Origin of the sequence: Bacillus cereus group sp. BfR-BA-01383, assembly GCF_022663495.1 — a bacterium.
In the GTDB taxonomy this organism is placed as follows: domain Bacteria; phylum Bacillota; class Bacilli; order Bacillales; family Bacillaceae_G; genus Bacillus_A; species Bacillus_A cereus_AU.
In genome coordinates this window covers 13,041-31,101 of the sequence record NZ_JAKUFP010000013.1, presented here as the reverse complement: position 1 = coordinate 31,101, position 18,061 = coordinate 13,041, and the positions used below count along the sequence as shown (strand labels likewise).

The following is an 18,061-nucleotide window of genomic DNA, read 5'->3' as shown; positions in this document are numbered from 1 at the left end:
TGTAAACCTTATTAAACTACTTCTTTTTCTTCTACTACCGGCAATTCATAAGCTGTTTTATATTTCATCATGCCATATACAATGTTTACAAGCCTTCTCATAATACATACCAATGCTTGTCCTTTTGTTTTTCCCTCTTTAAGTTTCTTTTGATAATACGCATGAAACACTGGGTTTCTGGGTAACTTACTTCCTTTTACTACTTGCACTTGCTGTACAGCTAAATTATAAAATAAAGCGTGTAGCGCCCTGTTTCCTTGTTTGCTTTTGTGTGTCTTACCTTTCCCACCAGAACCAAAGTAAACAGGCGCAATCCCCGCGAATCGTGCTAATTTGTTGGCATTTGGAAATCGCCTTACATCCCCAATTTCTGCAATTAATGCTGATGCCGTCACAAGTTCTATTCCCGGCATCGTCTCTAATTGATAATCTAGTAGATTTAATAACCGTTTTAATTCTCTTTCGATGTATTTCATTTCCCTCTTTTTAAACTCAATATCCCGTACAATACTTCTTACTAAAAAATCTCGCGTTTCTTGATACTCTTTCATTGTTTGTCCATCTTCTTTTACAAGTTTTAATATGTCGCTTGCTTTCTTTACTGAACATGTATTGTTGCTAACGTCTAATAAAAAAGTCGTTAATTTTTTTACACTAACACCCTCTAAACAAGACGGTGACGAATATTTCTCCCAAAACGCTAATGCTGTTTTCCCATCTAATTCTGAGAAAAACTTTTTATAGCTTGGATAATGATGGTTTAATTGAATATGTAGTTGGTTCTTTAATGCACTTTGTGCTTTTACTAATGCATTCCTTCTTGAAACCAATTGTTGTATCGACCAAAATAAATCGTTTGGATTTACATTTGGTAGTTGCTCAAATTTGTTTACCAATATACGTGCCACACATTCCGCATCCCAACTATCATTTTTTTGTATCATCACTTGGCTTTTTCGTTCTAAAAATGATAAAGCTGGATTTACTTCTTTCACTATTCGTTCATGATCTACTAAATATTTCGCTAACGCTCTTCCGTAACCACCAACATCCTCTAAACCAAATACAACTGATAAACCATCACTCACATATGTCTCTACTTCTAATAAAAACTTCGAAAATGCCGATGGTTTATTATCAAATTGTATTTCTCCTAATTTCTCTTGCCAACAATTAATCATAACAGCCGTATGCTGCTCTTTATGTAAATCTACTCCTACATACAAATAGTTCTGCCTATGATGCATAACTCATCCCTCTATTCAATTATTTAGTCATATATAAAAATGTCGGCAACCTTAGTTCGAGCGTTCATCTTTCGATGCGCATAGGTACGCAAGCCTATCCATTTTCATAATTTCATAAGTACATATAGTAAAATGAGCGATTTTTTTAAGTACGACTGTTATATAATTGCTGGATGTTTCCCATTTGTTTGTATTTGCCCGTATGTATACACCCCTCGATAAAAGTTCTCTCGGTCTAACATACGTTTCACTTGTACTTTCGTAAACAGCTTTCCTTTCTCTGTACGATAGCCCTCTACATTAAGTCGTTCCGCTAATTGAGCAAGTGACCAATGCCTAAAAAAGTGTCGTAACTCAAATAGCCTACGTACAATCATTGCTTTTTCCGCATCTACTTCTAGTACTTTTTGACCTTTCTTTGCCGTGTAACCAAACATCACATCGCCACCTGCATATCCACCTTGTTCCGCTTTCTTCTTTCTGCCTCTACTTAGCTTCAATGCAATCTCGAGACGTTGATATTGGTCTAATAGCTCTAACATGCCATTTACTAAAAAGTCATTGGGATCATGTGTATATATACTGTAATTCGGTTGTTCAATTGCTTTCACATCAACCTCATGTTTCTTTAGTTCTCGTTGTATTAACACTTTTGCCATATCAGAGCGCCATAACCGAGATGTATTGAGCACAATAACTTTGCTTACTTGATGATACGTCATATCTGACAGTAATTCTTGTAAGCCTTCACGTTCAACTGTTAATCCATCTTCATCTACTGTCGCTCCGCTAATTCCTTTATCTTCGTATATGTGAAGCAGCTGTAGTTTATTTTCAATGCAGTACCGTTCAATTTCTTCTACTTGATACGTTAGGCTGTATCCTTCACGTACTTGTCCTTCTGTTGAAACTCGTACATAGCCAACTACTTTCTCTTCCATATCAAACTCCCTCCCGTTACAGCGATTACACTCCCTGTAACGTTTACCCGTTTTTTGCGGATAACGTGTGCATAACGTCCACCCGTTAAAACGTACTTTACGATGATTTCAAAAAATAATACAACCCTTTATTTTTTCCTCTACTATCGTCGTACGCTATACATAGCCATTACAATCTATAAAACAACAATAAAAATTTAACACTTAATGCACTTATAAAATTATAGTGCTCTTTTAAATTTCTACGCTAAAACGCAAAAAAAAACACTTGTTGCCTCTAGTTGACAATCAAGTGCTTTAAGTTCATATGTTTTTAAGTAGCATTAAATTTGTAAGTTTTATGGCAACAGTATGACACCTTTTATATGTCGTGACAACTACTACGTTAAAACTTACGAGTTTGTACGAATTCGTTAGTTTTATGTCCATTCCATGTCTTTATATTCGTCGCACAATAAAATGTCTTCTCGCCTAAGCTCGTACTTCATTTTCTATTCTATCATTGCACATAATACTCTATGATGGTACAACCATCATGAGGTCTTTACTTTTTAACAGCCTATTCTTTTTCGTTCTCATGCCTTACCTGGCTGTGTATACAATTTTAGTACCACATGCTTTATCACTCTAGTATATAACCTATAAATCCAGTAATAAATACTTAGACAGTTACTGTAGCTAATCGTGTTAGTTTCCTTCACTAAATCACAAACTATTCATCCCATTCCTCATATACAACTGACCCCATATAAATTAAATTTCCACTTTTAAATTTAACTTCATCTATATCTCCATCGTACTCAAAATCATATAATCTAATAACAGAATCATAGATTTCTGGAAATTCTTCCCCGTAATGTTCCACAAATTGTGATAAAATTTCCGTTTCGTAAGAGGAACCACTTAAAAGGGTAGTCAACGATGTAGTGGAGTCCCCTATCAAGGTGCTCTCTAATAAATCTTGGTTATAATCAATAAAATCAAGATTAAAGTCTCTCATGAATTTAGATTGAGTTCTATCCCCAACTTCATCAAACTTAATCTCAACATATTCTTTTAGGCTTTGCTTAGTTCTAAAATTACCTATCCATAAAGACATTACGCCTGGATTTTCCATAATGAATCCCCCTATATACAAATTATAGTAACATCAATTATCTTAAGCCTTCCGGTAATGAATTTATTCCATCTTCCAATCTATAATGTGCTCAATTTTTTAATCTTCTTTTAAATGTACTATAATCTAGAGAACTATCAATAATTTTTAACAACTCATTATGTGCTGTAGTAGAACCTATATCACCATGTTTACCTATTGGATTAACAAAATGAACTTTTTTCACCCTTAATAAAACGATTAAATGGACAAAAAAATCCACAGTGTAAAAGTTTATCACTGTGGATTCTTACATTTATTTTTCTTGGTAATGCACCATATCATAAGGGTAGTACGAAGTATCTTTCAAAGTTGAGTCATCTAATTTTAAAATTTTTACGATTGCTCCACTTTCAAAACTCCAGTAACCACTATAAATGTCATTTTTATTTTCATGTGCATCGTACCCTGTTTCCGAATAAGTTCTCAAGAAACTTTCACTATAATAATTGGCTTTGAATTATCTCGACCGCTTTCTAGTTTAACATGCCCATCACTTGCTTTAGCCATTTCACTTTATTCTTTAAAAATCTTTCTCCTTCGCTCATAGAATCTAGTGAAATAGCACATACTATCTTAATTCTAATTTAAGTTGCTGTTTTAACAACTTCAATAATATCATGAAAATCTCGTGATAATTCTTCATTTCTACCATCTTTATACATGAAATATCCTTCCAATCCTCTATGAATAATAGCAAACATAGTAGGATGGAAATTTTTATCTGTGGAATTAATAAGAAACTGGCTAAATTGAACAGCAGACTCTAAAGAATAATTTAGTTTTTCGTTTAAAATCTGAATCATAGCACCTTGTATGTCAACAGGTTTAATATTTTTTTCGTGTCCTAATCCATTAAACATTCCAAAAAGGTATGCACCTAAGATTTGCTTTTCTTGTTCATCATTGATGTCTATTTTAAAAACCTTATATATGGTAGTATTTATAATATTCATACATTCATTAAGGAAATCTTTATTTTTTTCCAAAAAACTTCACTCCTTATCATATAACTTTTATATTTCCTTTAGGATATTCTCCAGTCCACCCACATGGAATATAACCATTTATATATATTTCGTATAAACAATTATAAAATTCAGACTCGCATACTAAAGAATAACTTTTATATAGTGCGATATTCATTATATCAAATAAAATTTGACTTTTCATGTTTTCTAAAAGTTGTCCTTCACTAATCAGAACAGACAATTTTTCATCAACAATAGGAATAATTTCCTTCTTTATATCCATCGCTAAATTATTCCAATTTTTATTATACATTTCTTTATAATTCTTTGATAAATGTGAAGTAACATCTCCTATTTTATCTAAACAAAGGTTCTCCCACTTTAATTGATTAATACTTTTACTAGCCAATTTTAAAGTTGGTACTATCTCAAAATCAATTTCTAATTTTCTAGTGTGTGATAAAAAATCAATTCTACATAAAGACTTCACGACTTCATTTTCTAATCTCACTTTACTTCCTCCATCAAGGTTTTGGTTTTGGTTTTGGTTTTGGTAAATTAATTCTCCCCGGTATTCTAGGTACGAAATCATCAGCCAAAAGACCAGCATTTATTTGTTGCTTGATTGCTTCTGAAACTGCTTTGTTTACTTGTGCTTCTGATAACCCTGCATTAATTAAAGAATCTCTCAATGCATTGTTATAGTCTGTTAAATTAGGCTTAAGCCCTGCTAGATCTCCATTTTTCCTGTAAATATTCCAAAAATCTTCTAAACTTTTATGAGCATTGTAATGGGGGCTATCTATATCTTTAAATATATTTCCTTCCAATTTTACAGAAAGTCCGTCATTTGTTGGAATATAGTCTCTAAAAGCAGCATCTTGATTCAAATGATGTGCTTGACCTGAAATTTCTTTATTTTTCCTCAGATTTTTGTATGAATCAATTAAGATATCATCGAATTCATTAGCCCCACTGGCTCCCTTACCAATATTACCCGTACCCTTACTAGCAAGAGAAGCCTCTACACCCTTAATCTTATCATCTATAATCTTATTACTTTCTGTATGATGCTTATTCACCCAGCTTTGGAAATCTGTACCACCTTGTTTAGATAATAGTAAGCCATTTCCGTCAACTTCAAAACTTGCCGATTTGGCTGTCCTATCATCTATGCTTTTGGCTATTTTTTCGCCAAGTTGATACATCTTTTCATTTCCGGATTTCTCCATTTTAAGGCTTGCTAGTTTCAAACGGTCAAGCATAGTAGCTTTATTATCACGCAATGATTGTACCACATTTTTACCCAAATTTGGATTAAAACCAGGCATTCCTTCTTTGAATTTTAATAATTTCGCTAAATCAGCTAATTCACTCGTGCCTTTGAATGCTTTTACTCCTTTTCCTAATAGCCCTACAACTGGGATTGCATCTAATCCACCAAAAATGATGTTTCCTACCCGCTCTTCTTGGCTCAATTTCCGGTGTGTTCCCCAGTCTTCTCCGTCGATACCGCTTTTTATTTGTACAGCGCCATATACAACTGCGGCAGCGGTCCCAAGTGGTGGGCAAAGGATTGTTGTGATGATGATTCCTAAGCCTATTCCTATGTCTCGCACCATTTCTAGTTTTTTCTGTTCATCTTCTATCGATTTGTATTCAAATCCTCGTGTGGATGGGACTACTTTCTTGTATTCTTCATAATTTAGTTTTGCATCTGGATTTTGTTTTTTTAGTTCTTTGTACTCCCCTCTCAGTACGTTATCAAATGCAGGTGAATCTTTAAAAATATCTTCTACTGTTATTTTATCTTTCTTCTTCTGTATTGTTTGTGGTACACTTCCGTACCCTGCGTGCGCATCTGGTAATACTGTCGTTGTTGTAGAGCCAATTCGGTTATTTGTTTCAAAACTAAGAATAGATGTATCTCTCATTTTTTGAGCGAATTTATCCATTTCTACTAAAAAAGGTTTATCTATATGTTCAGAGACCAATCGCCCTGCTTCTCCGCAATATTTTTGTAATGTCGTATAGCTTTCAAGTAATTCCCCGATTTTTTGCGATTGATCTTTTGGGTTAAAATGTATACTACCATCTGAGTCTAAATCTCGTATTCTTCCATCAATTTTTTTCAATAATTCATTTGCATGCCGTAATTTTATGAGTGCATCTTTTGTAATTCGATTCATACCATCTCCCATGTTTTGCCATGGTTCAGGTCTATATTTCACATCCATTTCGTTTTCATCCCCCAGCCGTATGGTGATTTCTACAACTTACTTAATATTTCACGTAATTGTTCGTCCTTTTCAAACATTTCTACACATGCGTCCCTTACAACTGTCGCCGACCTATAATAGTGTTCAGCCAATTCAAGTGTTTTGTGTAATATATCAGGATATTTTTCAATTACTCTCATCGCTTCACCTTTTTGATAAAAATCACAGCTTAATAAACTCTCAATATTCGTTCCAATGACGTCTACATGGATTTTATATATATTTTCTAACTTCATTACTATATCAAGTAGTTCTTGAAAATTAACTAATACTTCTTCTCCACCACCAGAACCACTATCTCCCATTGATACTTGCATTATTGAATACCTCCTAACGAGAATTGTCTCGGATCAATTATTTTTTTATACGGCATTTTTAACACGTCATACAATTTCTTATTAACCGCATAGAGGCTCGCCCAGTCATATCGATTACGATCTACATCTATTTGAACGAAATCTTCTCCTTCAGTGAAATATAAGAAACATTCCCATTTTCCTCCTCTATTACTCCGAGGCCTCGTATACGTTTCTATCGCTATAACATCTTTATTTGATAAATCTTTTTCCTCAAATGTTTGTTGTTCTTCTTCTGTCATTCTCTTTGAGAAAAATGTATCTTCTATTTCCCTCGGTTCTCTCAATAAGAAAGGGATGCGTGTTAATAAGGAAAAATATACGTCTGGCTTTGGTATGTAGTCGATCTCGTATTTTTTATTTGGTTCTATTTCTGTTAATACAGCCACTCGGTCTTTATCCTCTTTCAAAAAGCCAATTAATACATTATTCATTCTCGTGTATTCATGACAATTTTCATATTCTTTTAATAGTTCAATCATTTGAAAAGCTGCAGGGGTAATTCCATTTTCACTTGTAAGTAAGCCTTTTTCTTTTAAACTCGCAGTTGCTTTCGTGACACATTCTTCATCAAGTAAAATAATTACGTCACGGTTTGGCAATCCAAATATATCCGTAACCCCAGCTGCACCTGCGAGAACATATAATTCAGCAGGTGCAAAACTCATTTCTTTCCCCATTCTTTTATCCCTCGTTTCTCCATCACAATTGTTTTATCGCCCTTACTTTCGGTATATCGCCGTACGTTTGAATACTTTTATCTAACTCTTTCAAAGCTTTCGTATGTCCTTCAAATGCCTCTACCATTTCTGAATTATATTGAATGATTAAATCTAGATAACTTAAAAAGGCATCTCTCGTTTTTCCATTCCATTTCGCACATGTAACGTATGCTTTTAAGTTTTTCGCTTGGTTTAAAGAATCCTTCATACCGTTCTCTATGTTTTGCGCGTAAGAAATGGCGCTTGCAGTGTTACTTCCTATAATTTCAACCTCTTTACCACTCATGTTGATTCCCCCATTCTTTGTATGCTTAATGGATAAGATTTTCAATTTCCTTTTTCTTTTCTTCAAAAGCCTTGGTCGCTGCAGCGTATGCTGACGCTTTTTCCGCTTCTGCTTTCGCTTTATATTCCAAATACTTTGCATAAGCTGTACTTATCGCAGATCCAACATCGCTTAATGCACTTTTAAAATAGGATAATACTGTATTTAAGTCTTCATCCTTTTCATGACGTTTTTGTTCAAATTCAACTGCTGGAATTTTATTAGCTTCTAAACCATTACTTTTACTCTCATAATCTCTCTTCGCTGATTCAGCCTCTTGAATGAATCGTTTTAACTCTCTTTCTTGATCTTTTAAATAATCATGTAAATCATCATACCGATCTCGTTTCCTCGCACTTTCTGTAAAACCAGACGCATTTAAAAAAGCATTGTACAATTCATCTAACATATTTCTCCCCCTTTAGCACAATAACTACGTAGTTAAATTCGTATATTTAAACATGAATATTCATTACATTGAGAATTTATAAATAATTATTTTTGCATATTGCTATTTTATCAAAGGGGTTTTAACATTTCCATATTTTATAAAAAGCTTTCGCATTTTTCTTCAATTAAATAGCAATGAATATTTATCATCTAAAAATTATAGTTTTATATAGGTCATTGGAATTTTATCCACATTAAGTGAATTAATGACAAATAATCATCATTTACATGTTATAATTACGATGTATACATTTAGCTGTATTAGATGTATATGTGTAATACGTATATTTAATAAAGTTAAATTAAACTGGGGAGGCTTTCTCAAATGGGCAAGAAAACAAGCAAAGCTAAAAAAATTTTCGGATTCGTAATCACCACAGCACTAGCAACTACAATGCTGGTAGGCACAGCAAACGCACAAACAACTACGAATAACTATAAAGTAGCTGGCAATGCGAACACTGTATTTACAGATGTACCAAAGGACCACTGGTCAAAAACTGCTATTGATTACTTAGCGTCAGCAGGACTTTTTAACGGATATGGAAATGGAAAATTTGGTTTTGGGGATAATATTACTAGAGGCCAGGTAACTTCCTTAATCGCTCGTCATTTAGGTTTAACAGCAAACAATGAACAGAGCAATATGTTTAACGATATTAAAAATCATATGTTTGAAAAGGATATTAAAGCTATTGTACAGGCTGGAATTATGACAGGTGATGGAACAGGTGCTTTTCGTCCAGATGATGCATTAACTCGGTATGAAATGGCAGTAGTATTACAAAAAGCATTTCAATTACAATCAAAAGGACAAAGTAACTTTAAAGATGTACCTCAAGATCATTGGGCCTATAAATTTGTAAATACACTACGTAGTAACCGAATATCCTACGGTGATGAGGCAGGTAATTACAATGGCAACATGCTTGTGAAACGTGAGGAGTATGCACAATTTTTCTATAATGCAATAGCAAAAAACAGAGATTATAATTTCAACATCAATACAAAAGAAGAAATGAAACAAATGTTAACAACAGCTTTACAAGATGGGACGTTTGGTCCATTTAAATTAAATGCATTGGGTAAAGATATATCTGAGGTGAAAAAAGAATTTGGAGTACCTGATGTTTGGAAGCAAGCACCATGTACAGAATGTGATGCACCTAATACAGCGGTATACGGAGATTATAATATTGACATGTACCCTTCGGACGCTAGATATATATGGGTAAAAATGGATATACCTATCAATGAATTAAAAGAGTGGTTTGGTGAACCAGATGGAATCGGAGAGGATATGACTAGTGAAGGCTTTATATATAATCGAGGAAGCTATTCTCTTTATTTCAGCTTCTCTGATGGTTATATTCAACGCGCTGAAATATCTAAAAGTGAACATCATTAATACGTTACAAGCAATATAAAATATATAAAGCATAAAAAAATCCTTCAAGAACGTGCCTTTTCTTGAGGGATTTTATTTTGTTCCTACCTATTTAACATAATACAAAGCTGTAAAACTACTACTGATTAAAGTTCCACTTTATTTTCCTTAGTGCTCCGCATCCCATTCACTTAAATACGTTGCGTATTCTAATTCATCTGGATTATCATGTAATATAGAAATAAATTCCAATTTATTTCCATCACAATCTAGAAAATATACGCTTGCAGCTGGCATCCACCTTTGAACAATCGGCTCTTCATTTCCTTTCCCCTGACTTCCTATCACCTCTATTCCACGCTCCTCTAACCACAATTTAGAATTCTTTAAAAACTCTAAATCCACACGAAAAGCGAAGTGTTTCATCACAAAATCTTCATTAGCATGTACTTCCCATAATCCAAGCATTTGTTTTTTATTTTCTCCTACCCAAAAGAATGCAACTCGTCTTTTCGATAGTCTTTTTGCTAATGTTAAACCTAACTTATTTGATAGAAATCTATCGCCTTTTCTAAATTTCTTACATGTAAATGAGTTTCATATATGCTTTGTATCATTATGTATTCCCCCCTCCCGTACATTACGATTTTTTCAAATATATTTTGTTTTTATAATACAAACAAATACATTTGAAATCATCCTACTTTTGTATAATTGTTCTTTCCTACAAAGGTATACATAGTCCAGCTTTCTCATTCTTGTTCCAACGCTAAAATTCTATAAATAAAGCATCCTTCAATTTACTTTTACATTTTTATGTAGTTAATTCCTCTCCATACTACCTTTACAAATGAAGATCGTTTAGCCTAGTCTTTCATTGGTCAGTAAAAAAAACCACCCAATTCAAATGAATTGGATGGCTCTATACCACAAAAAGAATTTGCTATTCGGATTACTTCAATTTCCCCTCAAAAACAATCTTTCTACCGCACGGTTCCACTTCTGTTTTGCCGTCTTTCTTCACTTCATGAAAGATTGGTTCTTCCATGCGACGTGACGGTGCGTAGCCTTCTTGTTCCATACGTGCTAAGCAGTCTGTAATTGTTTCGTTTTCGAGTACTTCAAATTTCTTTTTATTAGGTTGTTTTGTCATGACCTAACCTACTTTCTATTTTTCTTGATGCGAATTGATTCTTCATGTAGATCATATATACCATTGCGAGAATTCCCATTATAATCATAACCGCAATAAAAAAGCTTGTATACTGTATTTTTTCTATAAATACGCCTCCTAATACAGGTCCCATAATACTTCCTAAACTGAAGGCGATTCCAGATAATATATTACCTGCTGGTAGTAAGTGTCTTGGTAATAAATCAGTCATAAATCCAAGTCCTAAAGAGAAGCAAGATCCAATGACCATACCAGCTAAAAGCATACAGGCAAAGACGATCCAGTAATATTGATCAAATACTGCCGCAAGCAAGAAAATACCCGTACTTATGCTGAACGTCCACGTTAATATACGGTCTCTCCCATATTTATCACTCAATATACCGAGCGGGATTTGTGTAATAATACCTCCAATCGCGAATGCTGGTATTAAGAAAGAAACATCTGATACAGACCACCCTTGGCGAAGTGCGTATACTGGTAAGTTACTATTTAACATTGCTTCAAGCACACCATATGCAAGTGGGCCAATAAGTGCAATCCCAGCTAATCCAACGACTTGTTTATAACGAGAAAATGATGATTCACTTTCCGTATTCGTTTCATCTTGTGCTGGGAATGCGTTTTTCGTTGGTAATAGTAAAATCCACCCTATTAAGCAAAGTATAGTAGATACGATAAATGGCGTTGCTAGACCGTACTGAACTGTACTTGCCAGATAAGGGCCAATTGCAAAACCAATTCCGCAGAATACGCCGTATATCGATACTTGTCTGCCTATTTTACTAGGGTCTGTCGTTGTTGTAATCCACGTTTGTGTTCCGACATGAAGCATATGATCTCCAACGCCAACTAGGAATCTAAGAATAAACCATACCCAAAATGAAAATATTTTTGTAAAAAAGAATAATGAAATAATAACGAGAAAAACACCAATTACGATAATTGGTTTCATTCCAAACCTTTGCATCGGTTTTTCAAGAAACGGTGAAATAAATAATATCCCGATGTATAATGCCGTCGCATGAATACCGTTAATACTTGAACTAACTCCTTCTTGTTCAAAAATCATGGCGATTGTAGGTAGTAACATTCCTTGCGATAAACCAGAAATTGCCGCGATCCCAACCATAATCCAAAATGTAAAACGCATTGACATCCTCTTCCCTCACCTTCTTCCGCTTTCCACTTTTCATTATAAACTGTTTCTGCAAGTGCGTGTACGAAATATTCGTAATAATAAAAAAGAAACTAAAAGAATGAACCTTTTAGCTTCTTACCCTTCCCAAACTTGTGCTTTCACATTGTAATGAAAGTGCTTAAAATATGGATTTTCATAAAATGATGGTCCATATAAGTAATGATGAGCATGAGCTATTAGTGGCTGCTGCATTTGCATAGGAACTACAGCTGGTGAAACTTGCATATACATCGGATTAATCATTATTTTTGTATATAAATGATGATTATATGGTGACTGTGCAATTAAGACTGGGTGGTGCATTGATGTTCTCCCCTTTTACCTACAAATGTTATAGTATATGCAATACTTTTCATTTCGGGGATTATTCCTGTTCTAACCAATTCTCTACATGCTTTATAAACACATCTAAACAATCAATAAACGGTGAATGACCACAGTCTTCTAATACCTTCAACTCCGCATTTGGCAATTGTTGTGCTAACTCTTCACCGACTACTTGCGGTACGACGTAATCTCTGTCACCTTGTATGACGAGTGTAGGAGCTTTAATGCGATGAATTTGTTTATTTCCCTCTACAACTCCATTATGTTCATCTGAAATATTAAATGTAATGAGCGCATAATTCACATCTACGAAATTACGCTGCGTTAACATATCGTCTAAATACTTTTCATAACGATCTGGTTCAGGTTGATTATGTGTATATATTAATAGATTCCATACTGTACGGTAATATAATTTATTCATATTTTTTATCGCGTCTAGTACTGGAGCAATTTGTACTGGATCTTGCGCAATCTCTTCTTTCGTTTTTAATAAACTCGTGACGATCGGTTGCCCGTTAATATCTTTTTTAAAAATTGGGTACCCTTTCATCCCTACTGATTCTACTAAAATTAACTTTTCTACAAAATTCGGGTGATTTGCTGTAAATTGCATCGCAACACCACCGCCCATTGACCATCCCATTAATGAAAATTTCTCTAGCTTTAATTGATCAATAAAGAGTTTTACATCTTCTGCAAAATCTTGTAATGAATCTATCAACTTATTATACGTCGATTGTCCAAACCCTCTTAAATCAAGAGCGTAAATATGGTATTGATCTTGCAGCTTTTCAATAACTAAATCCCAGTGTTGTGACGATGTCATATTCCCGTGAATGAGTACAAGAATTTCTGTATTTTGCCTTCCAACTTCCTGATACGCAATCGTTTCTCCGTTCGATAGTGAAACAAACTCCATTGTTGCAGGCTTAATCATCACAAGCTCCCCCATTCTTTTAATAGAAAGAAAATTCTTTACTTAATTAAAGAATACCATGTAGAATGTACGTTCTCAACATAAAACCTATACGAAAATTTTACATAAATCAACATGTCTATTACTAGACAATTACTATAAAAAAGTATATAGTTAGCTAGGTAACTAATTTGAAAGGATCCAAATACATGGACGAAAAACAACATTTTTTCCACATTGTCAGTCAAACTTCTCGTAAGTTTACGAAGAAATTTAATGAACGCGTATCTCCAACAGGATTATTTAGTGCGCAATGGGCTGTTATTTTCCGCATTAATCAAAGTGGATCTTGTACCCAAACAGAATTATGTCAGTATTTAAATGTTGAATCACCAACTATGACTCGTACGTTAACACGTATGGAAACGATGGGCTGGATTATACGTACTGAAGGAAAAGATCGCCGTGAAAAGTTGATCTCATTATCTGATACTGCACTAGAAATGATTCCCGTATGGCAAGAAGAAGTTGATTCCTTTGAAGAAAAGACGCTAGAAGGTATTAAAGAAGAAGACTTACATCAAGCTTTTCAAGTGTTACAACAAATTATTAAAAATTTAGATTAAATTGGAGGGATGACGATGCAAAGTGAAAAACTTTGGACGAAGGATTTCCTCGGAACTTGTTTTAGTAGTCTATTTCTCTTTTTAACATTTTACATGCTTATGACTACTCTGCCCGTCTACGTTATAGACGGTCTAAAAGGAAAACCTGAGGAAATTGGTTTAGTTGCCACTGTTTTTCTTATTTCATCTGTTTTATGTAGACCATTTACAGGAAAATGGCTCGATGATTTAGGAAGAAAGAAAATATTATTCATTTCACTTTCACTATTTTTAGCCGCTACTGTTATGTATTTCGGTGCGCAAAGTTTATTTTTATTACTTGCCCTTCGCTTCTTACATGGTATTGGATTCGGAATGGCAACGACAGCAACTGGTACGATTGTAACTGATGTAGCACCAGCTCATAAACGTGGTGAAGCACTTGCTTATTACGGCGTATTTATGAGTCTACCGATGGTAATTGGTCCTTTTTTAGGTTTAACAATTATTTCTCATTTTTCATTTACTGTACTATTTATCGTTTGTTCGGTATTTTCATTACTCGCATTTTTATTAGGATTAGTAGTGAATATTCCACATGAAGCACCAGTAAGTAGACAAAAGCGAGAAAAAATGAAATGGAAAGACTTAATTGAACCATCCTCTATTCCAATCGCTCTGACAGGATTTGTGTTAGCCTTTTCTTACAGCGGTATTTTATCCTTTATTCCTATTTATGCAAAAGAGCTCGGTTTAGGAGAGGTTGCTAGTTACTTCTTTATTGTATATGCACTTGTTGTTGTAATTTCTCGTCCATTTACAGGAAAAATCTTTGATCGTTTCGGTGAAAATGTACTTATTTATCCAGCTATCATTATTTTCACAATTGGGATGTTCGCTTTAAGTCAAGCGCAAACTCCGTTTTGGTTCCTAAGCGCGGGCGTATTAATCGGTTTAGGCTACGGAACATTAATTCCTAGCTTCCAAACGATTGCAATTTCTGCCGCTCCAAACCATCGACGTGGTTCTGCGACAGCTACTTACTACTCGTTCTTTGATAGCGGCATTGGCTTTGGTTCTTTCATTTTAGGTATCGTTGCTGCGAAATCAAGTTATCATAATATGTATTTTATCGCAGCTATTATCGTTGCGTTCACTTTACTTCTATATTATGGATTACACGGACGAAAACAAAAATTCAAAAAGCAACGTACAGACGGACAAGTATCCGCTTAACGTTCATAAGGAAAGTAAACTTACCCGTTTACTTTCCTTATTTTGTATTTCTTTCAATAGGAGCGTATACTTATTATAGAAACAACAAGGAGGGACCTATATGAAACTAAAAAAATCTCCCCTACTCTTACTCACATTTATATTTGTAATTACAGGGCTTGGTTTTACTTACTTCAAACATAATAAAATGACTCCATCTAAAGATAATGTCACTAAGAAAAATTGGTTAGACGATCCGTACTTACGTTGGTCGTACACGCATATGAAAGAATTCACTTTAATTAACGAGGTAAATAATAACCCTAATCAAATTTCTCCCTTCCCTACTACATTACAAAACTTAGACGATTTTGCTGTGGAGCGTGGATTTGGAAAGACAACTCCCCTAAAAAAACTTTTAGACGAAAACAAAACAGATGCTTTTGTCGTTGTACATAATGGACAACTTGTTTATGAACGATATTTCAATGGATATAACGAGAATGTTCCTCATGGAATGGCATCAATAGCAAAAGTATTTACCGGGGCAATTATACAATCTCTCGCTGAAGAAAACCTGATTGATGTAGAAAAAACAGCTGACACGTACGTAAAAGAATTAAAAAATACACCGTTCGGGAAAGCGACACTTCAGCAATTAATGGACATGCAAGTTTCTGCAGAGTACCCGACTCACGGATATGTGCAGCCTGGACTAGAGAATCAAGATGCACAACTATATTTAGCTAGTAATATTTTACCCCGCGGCAAAAATTACGATGGTCCGATGAACATTTATGATATGTTGCGAGAAGCGGAAGAAACTGCACCACCTGGTTCTGCCTTTTCTTACAATAACGGATCAGCTGAAACGCTCGCTTGGGTTATTCGAACAATCACTGGTAAATCATTAGCTGAAAATGTAAGCGAACGAATTTGGTCTCAAATTGGTGTGGAAGAAAATGCGTATTACGTTACAGATGAAACAAAAGTAGAACAAGCAAGCGCTGGTTTAAATGCAACTGCTAGAGATATGGCAAGATTCGGGCAATTGCTATTAAATAACGGTCAATATAATGGAAAGCAAATCCTCCCTTCCTCTATTACTGAAAGTGTGAAAAATGTACAAGAAGGTGAACTCGCAATCGGCAACGGTGCATCTATTTCTTATCATAATCAATGGTGGATTCCGCATAACGAGCAAGGTGCCTTTGAAGTGTTAGGCAGTTACGGACAAACGCTTTACATCGATCCGAAAGCAAACATGGTAATCGTCCACTTCTCTTCTAATGCTGCGCCAAGTAATGAAATACATTCGATTTATTCCGATATGTATGTTGATATTGCCCATCATTTGGAGAAGCTTCCACAGTAGTGGAAGCTTTTTTTATTGGAGTGTTTTATTTACAGCAACCTAATTTATTTATTAGAAGATGCTAAAACAAAAACTATGCCAAAAACAGGTTTATCTAGAGCTACCGAATACATACCAGTATCTCAAGATACTAATACTGCTCAAAAAGAATGAATGATTTAGCATTTGCAATATTTATATTAATAAAAACCCTCTATTTCCATAAAAATGAAATCGGAGGAAGATACCTTAGGGTGTCTTTTCTTTATTTTCAAAAGGACCTGCTCAATTCATGCGTAAAAACATAAAGTAATTTGAATCCGTTAAAATACATGAGTGCACCCTTGTTTTCCCCTCTTATTAAAGGAGGAGCTATTATGGGATTTGGTGGTAGTTGCGGCGAAGGCTGCGGTTTTGCTGGAGGATTTGCTTTAATAGTTGTATTATTTATTTTATTAATCATTGTAGGAGCTGCTTGCTTCTGCTAAAAAAACTATCAGAAAAGACACTGTTATAGAAGTGTCTTTTCTATTCTTTTTAAAGAACTTATATCGACCTCATATTTATTCCCATATGGTCTAAGCGATGGAATTTCTTCCTTTGGCCCATAAAATAGCAGTTTCAAGTCATCATCTATATAAAATGGCGAATTTTATTAAATAATCAAAATAAAGATAATACTCCATTAAAAGCTCGTTTATTTAGGGAACGCGTCTTTTTTTATATTGGCTTTTAAATAAGGTCAACGTCAAGTAACATTAGAAAAAGCAGGACAATAATATTAAATTAGCTTCCATTCGCAGGAGTTTAAGCCTTGCATTTATGACTATTTGGTTGAGCAATCAATATGTTGTGCTGGAACATCAATATATCTAAAAAAGGAGCTCTCTTTATCAAAAGAGCTCCTTTTCTTATTTCTTCTTCTTTTCTGTCGGTTGGCTTTGTTTAGCGAAATTAGATGAATCATCAAAATTTGGTTGCTTTTTACCAGCATTATTACTTCTACCTTTTCCCATATGTAATGCACCTCCCCTCCTCCTTACTATTCCCAATAAAAAAATCCTCTTGCATCTAAGAGGATTTTTTTATTGGCTCTTATTAATAATACCCAACTGTTCTCGTAGTACTTCCAACACTTCCAGTTCTGCCATACCATATTGGATACTTTTAACCATGATGTTGATGGTGGCCATCATGCTGAGCTTGATAAAGAATCGCTTGCGAATGAATTTGATATTGGTCATGAATTAGTCATGTATAATATGTATCATCCCTTACTTTTCATGACTTTTTACGATTTAGGGCTTGATAACGTACGAAACTCGCGTTTTGTTAGTGCTACCCCATCGCCATCATGCTAAGGTTTTAAAGTACCCCCTAAATGGAGATTTTGTGTTTTTATGGTACCGAAGTTTATTTTTATCGTTTTGGG

The 18,061-nt window shown here is 34.4% G+C and carries 19 protein-coding genes and 4 pseudogenes; 6 read left to right on the top strand and 17 right to left on the bottom strand.

The window, feature by feature from the left end:
* Nucleotides 1–11: 11 nt before the first annotated feature.
* The 11 genes and pseudogenes from MR065_RS14175 to MR065_RS14125 form a co-directional block, all read right to left on the bottom strand.
* The gene (locus tag MR065_RS14175) at nt 12–1,247 is read right to left on the bottom strand and encodes an IS110 family RNA-guided transposase (RefSeq protein WP_242214094.1); all 1,236 of its coding nucleotides are present in this window, start codon (nt 1,245–1,247) and stop codon (nt 12–14) included.
* A gap of 158 nt (nt 1,248–1,405) precedes the next feature.
* Nucleotides 1,406–2,188, bottom strand: a complete 783-nt coding sequence (locus MR065_RS14170) for a recombinase family protein (RefSeq protein ID WP_242214093.1) — start codon at nt 2,186–2,188, stop codon at nt 1,406–1,408.
* Nucleotides 2,189–2,900: 712 nt separating this feature from the next.
* Nucleotides 2,901–3,305, bottom strand: a complete 405-nt coding sequence (locus MR065_RS14165; protein WP_242214092.1) for an immunity 22 family protein — start codon at nt 3,303–3,305, stop codon at nt 2,901–2,903.
* Nucleotides 3,306–3,600: 295 nt separating this feature from the next.
* Nucleotides 3,601–3,801, bottom strand: a pseudogene (locus tag MR065_RS14160) (PoNe immunity protein domain-containing protein); the annotation flags it as partial.
* A 130-nt stretch (nt 3,802–3,931) separates the two neighbouring features.
* Nucleotides 3,932–4,333, bottom strand: coding sequence for an Imm48 family immunity protein (imm48, locus tag MR065_RS14155; protein WP_242214091.1), 402 nt, complete (start codon nt 4,331–4,333; stop codon nt 3,932–3,934).
* 16 nt (nt 4,334–4,349) lie between these two features.
* The gene (locus MR065_RS14150; protein WP_016134982.1) at nt 4,350–4,826 is read right to left on the bottom strand and encodes a hypothetical protein; all 477 of its coding nucleotides are present in this window, start codon (nt 4,824–4,826) and stop codon (nt 4,350–4,352) included.
* Nucleotides 4,827–4,839: 13 nt separating this feature from the next.
* Nucleotides 4,840–6,552: a hypothetical protein gene (locus MR065_RS14145; protein ID WP_242214090.1), complete on the bottom strand. Its 1,713-nt coding sequence runs from the start codon at nt 6,550–6,552 to the stop codon at nt 4,840–4,842.
* Between the two features lie 32 nt (nt 6,553–6,584).
* On the bottom strand, nt 6,585–6,911 hold the full coding sequence (locus MR065_RS14140; protein ID WP_001198202.1) for a hypothetical protein: 327 nt from the start codon (nt 6,909–6,911) through the stop codon (nt 6,585–6,587).
* Complete coding sequence (locus MR065_RS14135; protein WP_242214089.1) at nt 6,911–7,630, bottom strand: DUF5081 family protein; 720 nt, start codon at nt 7,628–7,630, stop codon at nt 6,911–6,913. The genes MR065_RS14140 and MR065_RS14135 overlap by 1 nt, the downstream gene beginning before the upstream one ends.
* A gap of 22 nt (nt 7,631–7,652) precedes the next feature.
* Complete coding sequence (locus MR065_RS14130; RefSeq protein WP_242214088.1) at nt 7,653–7,958, bottom strand: WXG100 family type VII secretion target; 306 nt, start codon at nt 7,956–7,958, stop codon at nt 7,653–7,655.
* Between the two features lie 25 nt (nt 7,959–7,983).
* Entirely contained in the window at nt 7,984–8,406 is a 423-nt protein-coding gene (locus tag MR065_RS14125) for a hypothetical protein (protein ID WP_242214087.1), read from the bottom strand.
* A 366-nt stretch (nt 8,407–8,772) separates the two neighbouring features.
* Between MR065_RS14125 and MR065_RS14120 the strand changes: the two genes are divergently transcribed.
* Nucleotides 8,773–9,855: an S-layer homology domain-containing protein gene (locus MR065_RS14120; protein ID WP_242214086.1), complete on the top strand. Its 1,083-nt coding sequence runs from the start codon at nt 8,773–8,775 to the stop codon at nt 9,853–9,855.
* 147 nt (nt 9,856–10,002) lie between these two features.
* On the opposite strand, the pseudogene MR065_RS14115 reads toward MR065_RS14120, so the two are convergent.
* The 5 genes and pseudogenes from MR065_RS14115 to phaZ all read right to left on the bottom strand — a co-directional run bounded on the left by MR065_RS14115 (nt 10,003) and on the right by phaZ (nt 13,491).
* Nucleotides 10,003–10,451 (bottom strand): annotated as a pseudogene (locus MR065_RS14115) (VOC family protein).
* Between the two features lie 335 nt (nt 10,452–10,786).
* Nucleotides 10,787–10,987 carry an NETI motif-containing protein gene (locus MR065_RS14110; RefSeq protein ID WP_000166302.1) on the bottom strand — a complete coding sequence of 67 codons (201 nt, stop codon included), beginning with the start codon at nt 10,985–10,987 and terminating at the stop codon, nt 10,787–10,789.
* Nucleotides 10,971–12,167 carry an MFS transporter gene (locus MR065_RS14105; RefSeq protein ID WP_242214085.1) on the bottom strand — a complete coding sequence of 399 codons (1,197 nt, stop codon included), beginning with the start codon at nt 12,165–12,167 and terminating at the stop codon, nt 10,971–10,973. The genes MR065_RS14110 and MR065_RS14105 overlap by 17 nt, the downstream gene beginning before the upstream one ends.
* A 117-nt stretch (nt 12,168–12,284) precedes the next feature.
* Nucleotides 12,285–12,512, bottom strand: a complete 228-nt coding sequence (locus MR065_RS14100) for a hypothetical protein (RefSeq protein ID WP_242214084.1) — start codon at nt 12,510–12,512, stop codon at nt 12,285–12,287.
* Nucleotides 12,513–12,573: 61 nt separating this feature from the next.
* Nucleotides 12,574–13,491 carry an intracellular short-chain-length polyhydroxyalkanoate depolymerase gene (gene phaZ / locus MR065_RS14095; protein ID WP_242214083.1) on the bottom strand — a complete coding sequence of 306 codons (918 nt, stop codon included), beginning with the start codon at nt 13,489–13,491 and terminating at the stop codon, nt 12,574–12,576.
* 173 nt (nt 13,492–13,664) lie between these two features.
* On the opposite strand from phaZ, the gene MR065_RS14090 reads away from it, so the two are divergent.
* From MR065_RS14090 to MR065_RS14070, 5 genes and pseudogenes are all read left to right on the top strand, one after another.
* Nucleotides 13,665–14,081, top strand: coding sequence for a MarR family winged helix-turn-helix transcriptional regulator (locus tag MR065_RS14090; protein WP_141436489.1), 417 nt, complete (start codon nt 13,665–13,667; stop codon nt 14,079–14,081).
* A 15-nt stretch (nt 14,082–14,096) separates the two neighbouring features.
* Nucleotides 14,097–15,296: an MFS transporter gene (locus tag MR065_RS14085; protein WP_242214082.1), complete on the top strand. Its 1,200-nt coding sequence runs from the start codon at nt 14,097–14,099 to the stop codon at nt 15,294–15,296.
* A gap of 100 nt (nt 15,297–15,396) precedes the next feature.
* On the top strand, nt 15,397–16,650 hold the full coding sequence (locus MR065_RS14080; RefSeq protein WP_242214081.1) for a serine hydrolase domain-containing protein: 1,254 nt from the start codon (nt 15,397–15,399) through the stop codon (nt 16,648–16,650).
* Nucleotides 16,651–16,725: 75 nt separating this feature from the next.
* Nucleotides 16,726–16,803: pseudogene (locus tag MR065_RS14075) on the top strand (DUF4188 domain-containing protein); the annotation flags it as partial.
* A 203-nt stretch (nt 16,804–17,006) separates the two neighbouring features.
* Complete coding sequence (locus tag MR065_RS14070) at nt 17,007–17,117, top strand: YjcZ family sporulation protein (protein ID WP_242214080.1); 111 nt, start codon at nt 17,007–17,009, stop codon at nt 17,115–17,117.
* A gap of 23 nt (nt 17,118–17,140) precedes the next feature.
* Here the strand turns inward: MR065_RS14070 and MR065_RS27895 are convergent.
* Nucleotides 17,141–17,269 (bottom strand): annotated as a pseudogene (locus tag MR065_RS27895) (DUF7225 domain-containing protein); the annotation flags it as partial.
* Nucleotides 17,270–18,061 lie beyond the last annotated feature (792 nt).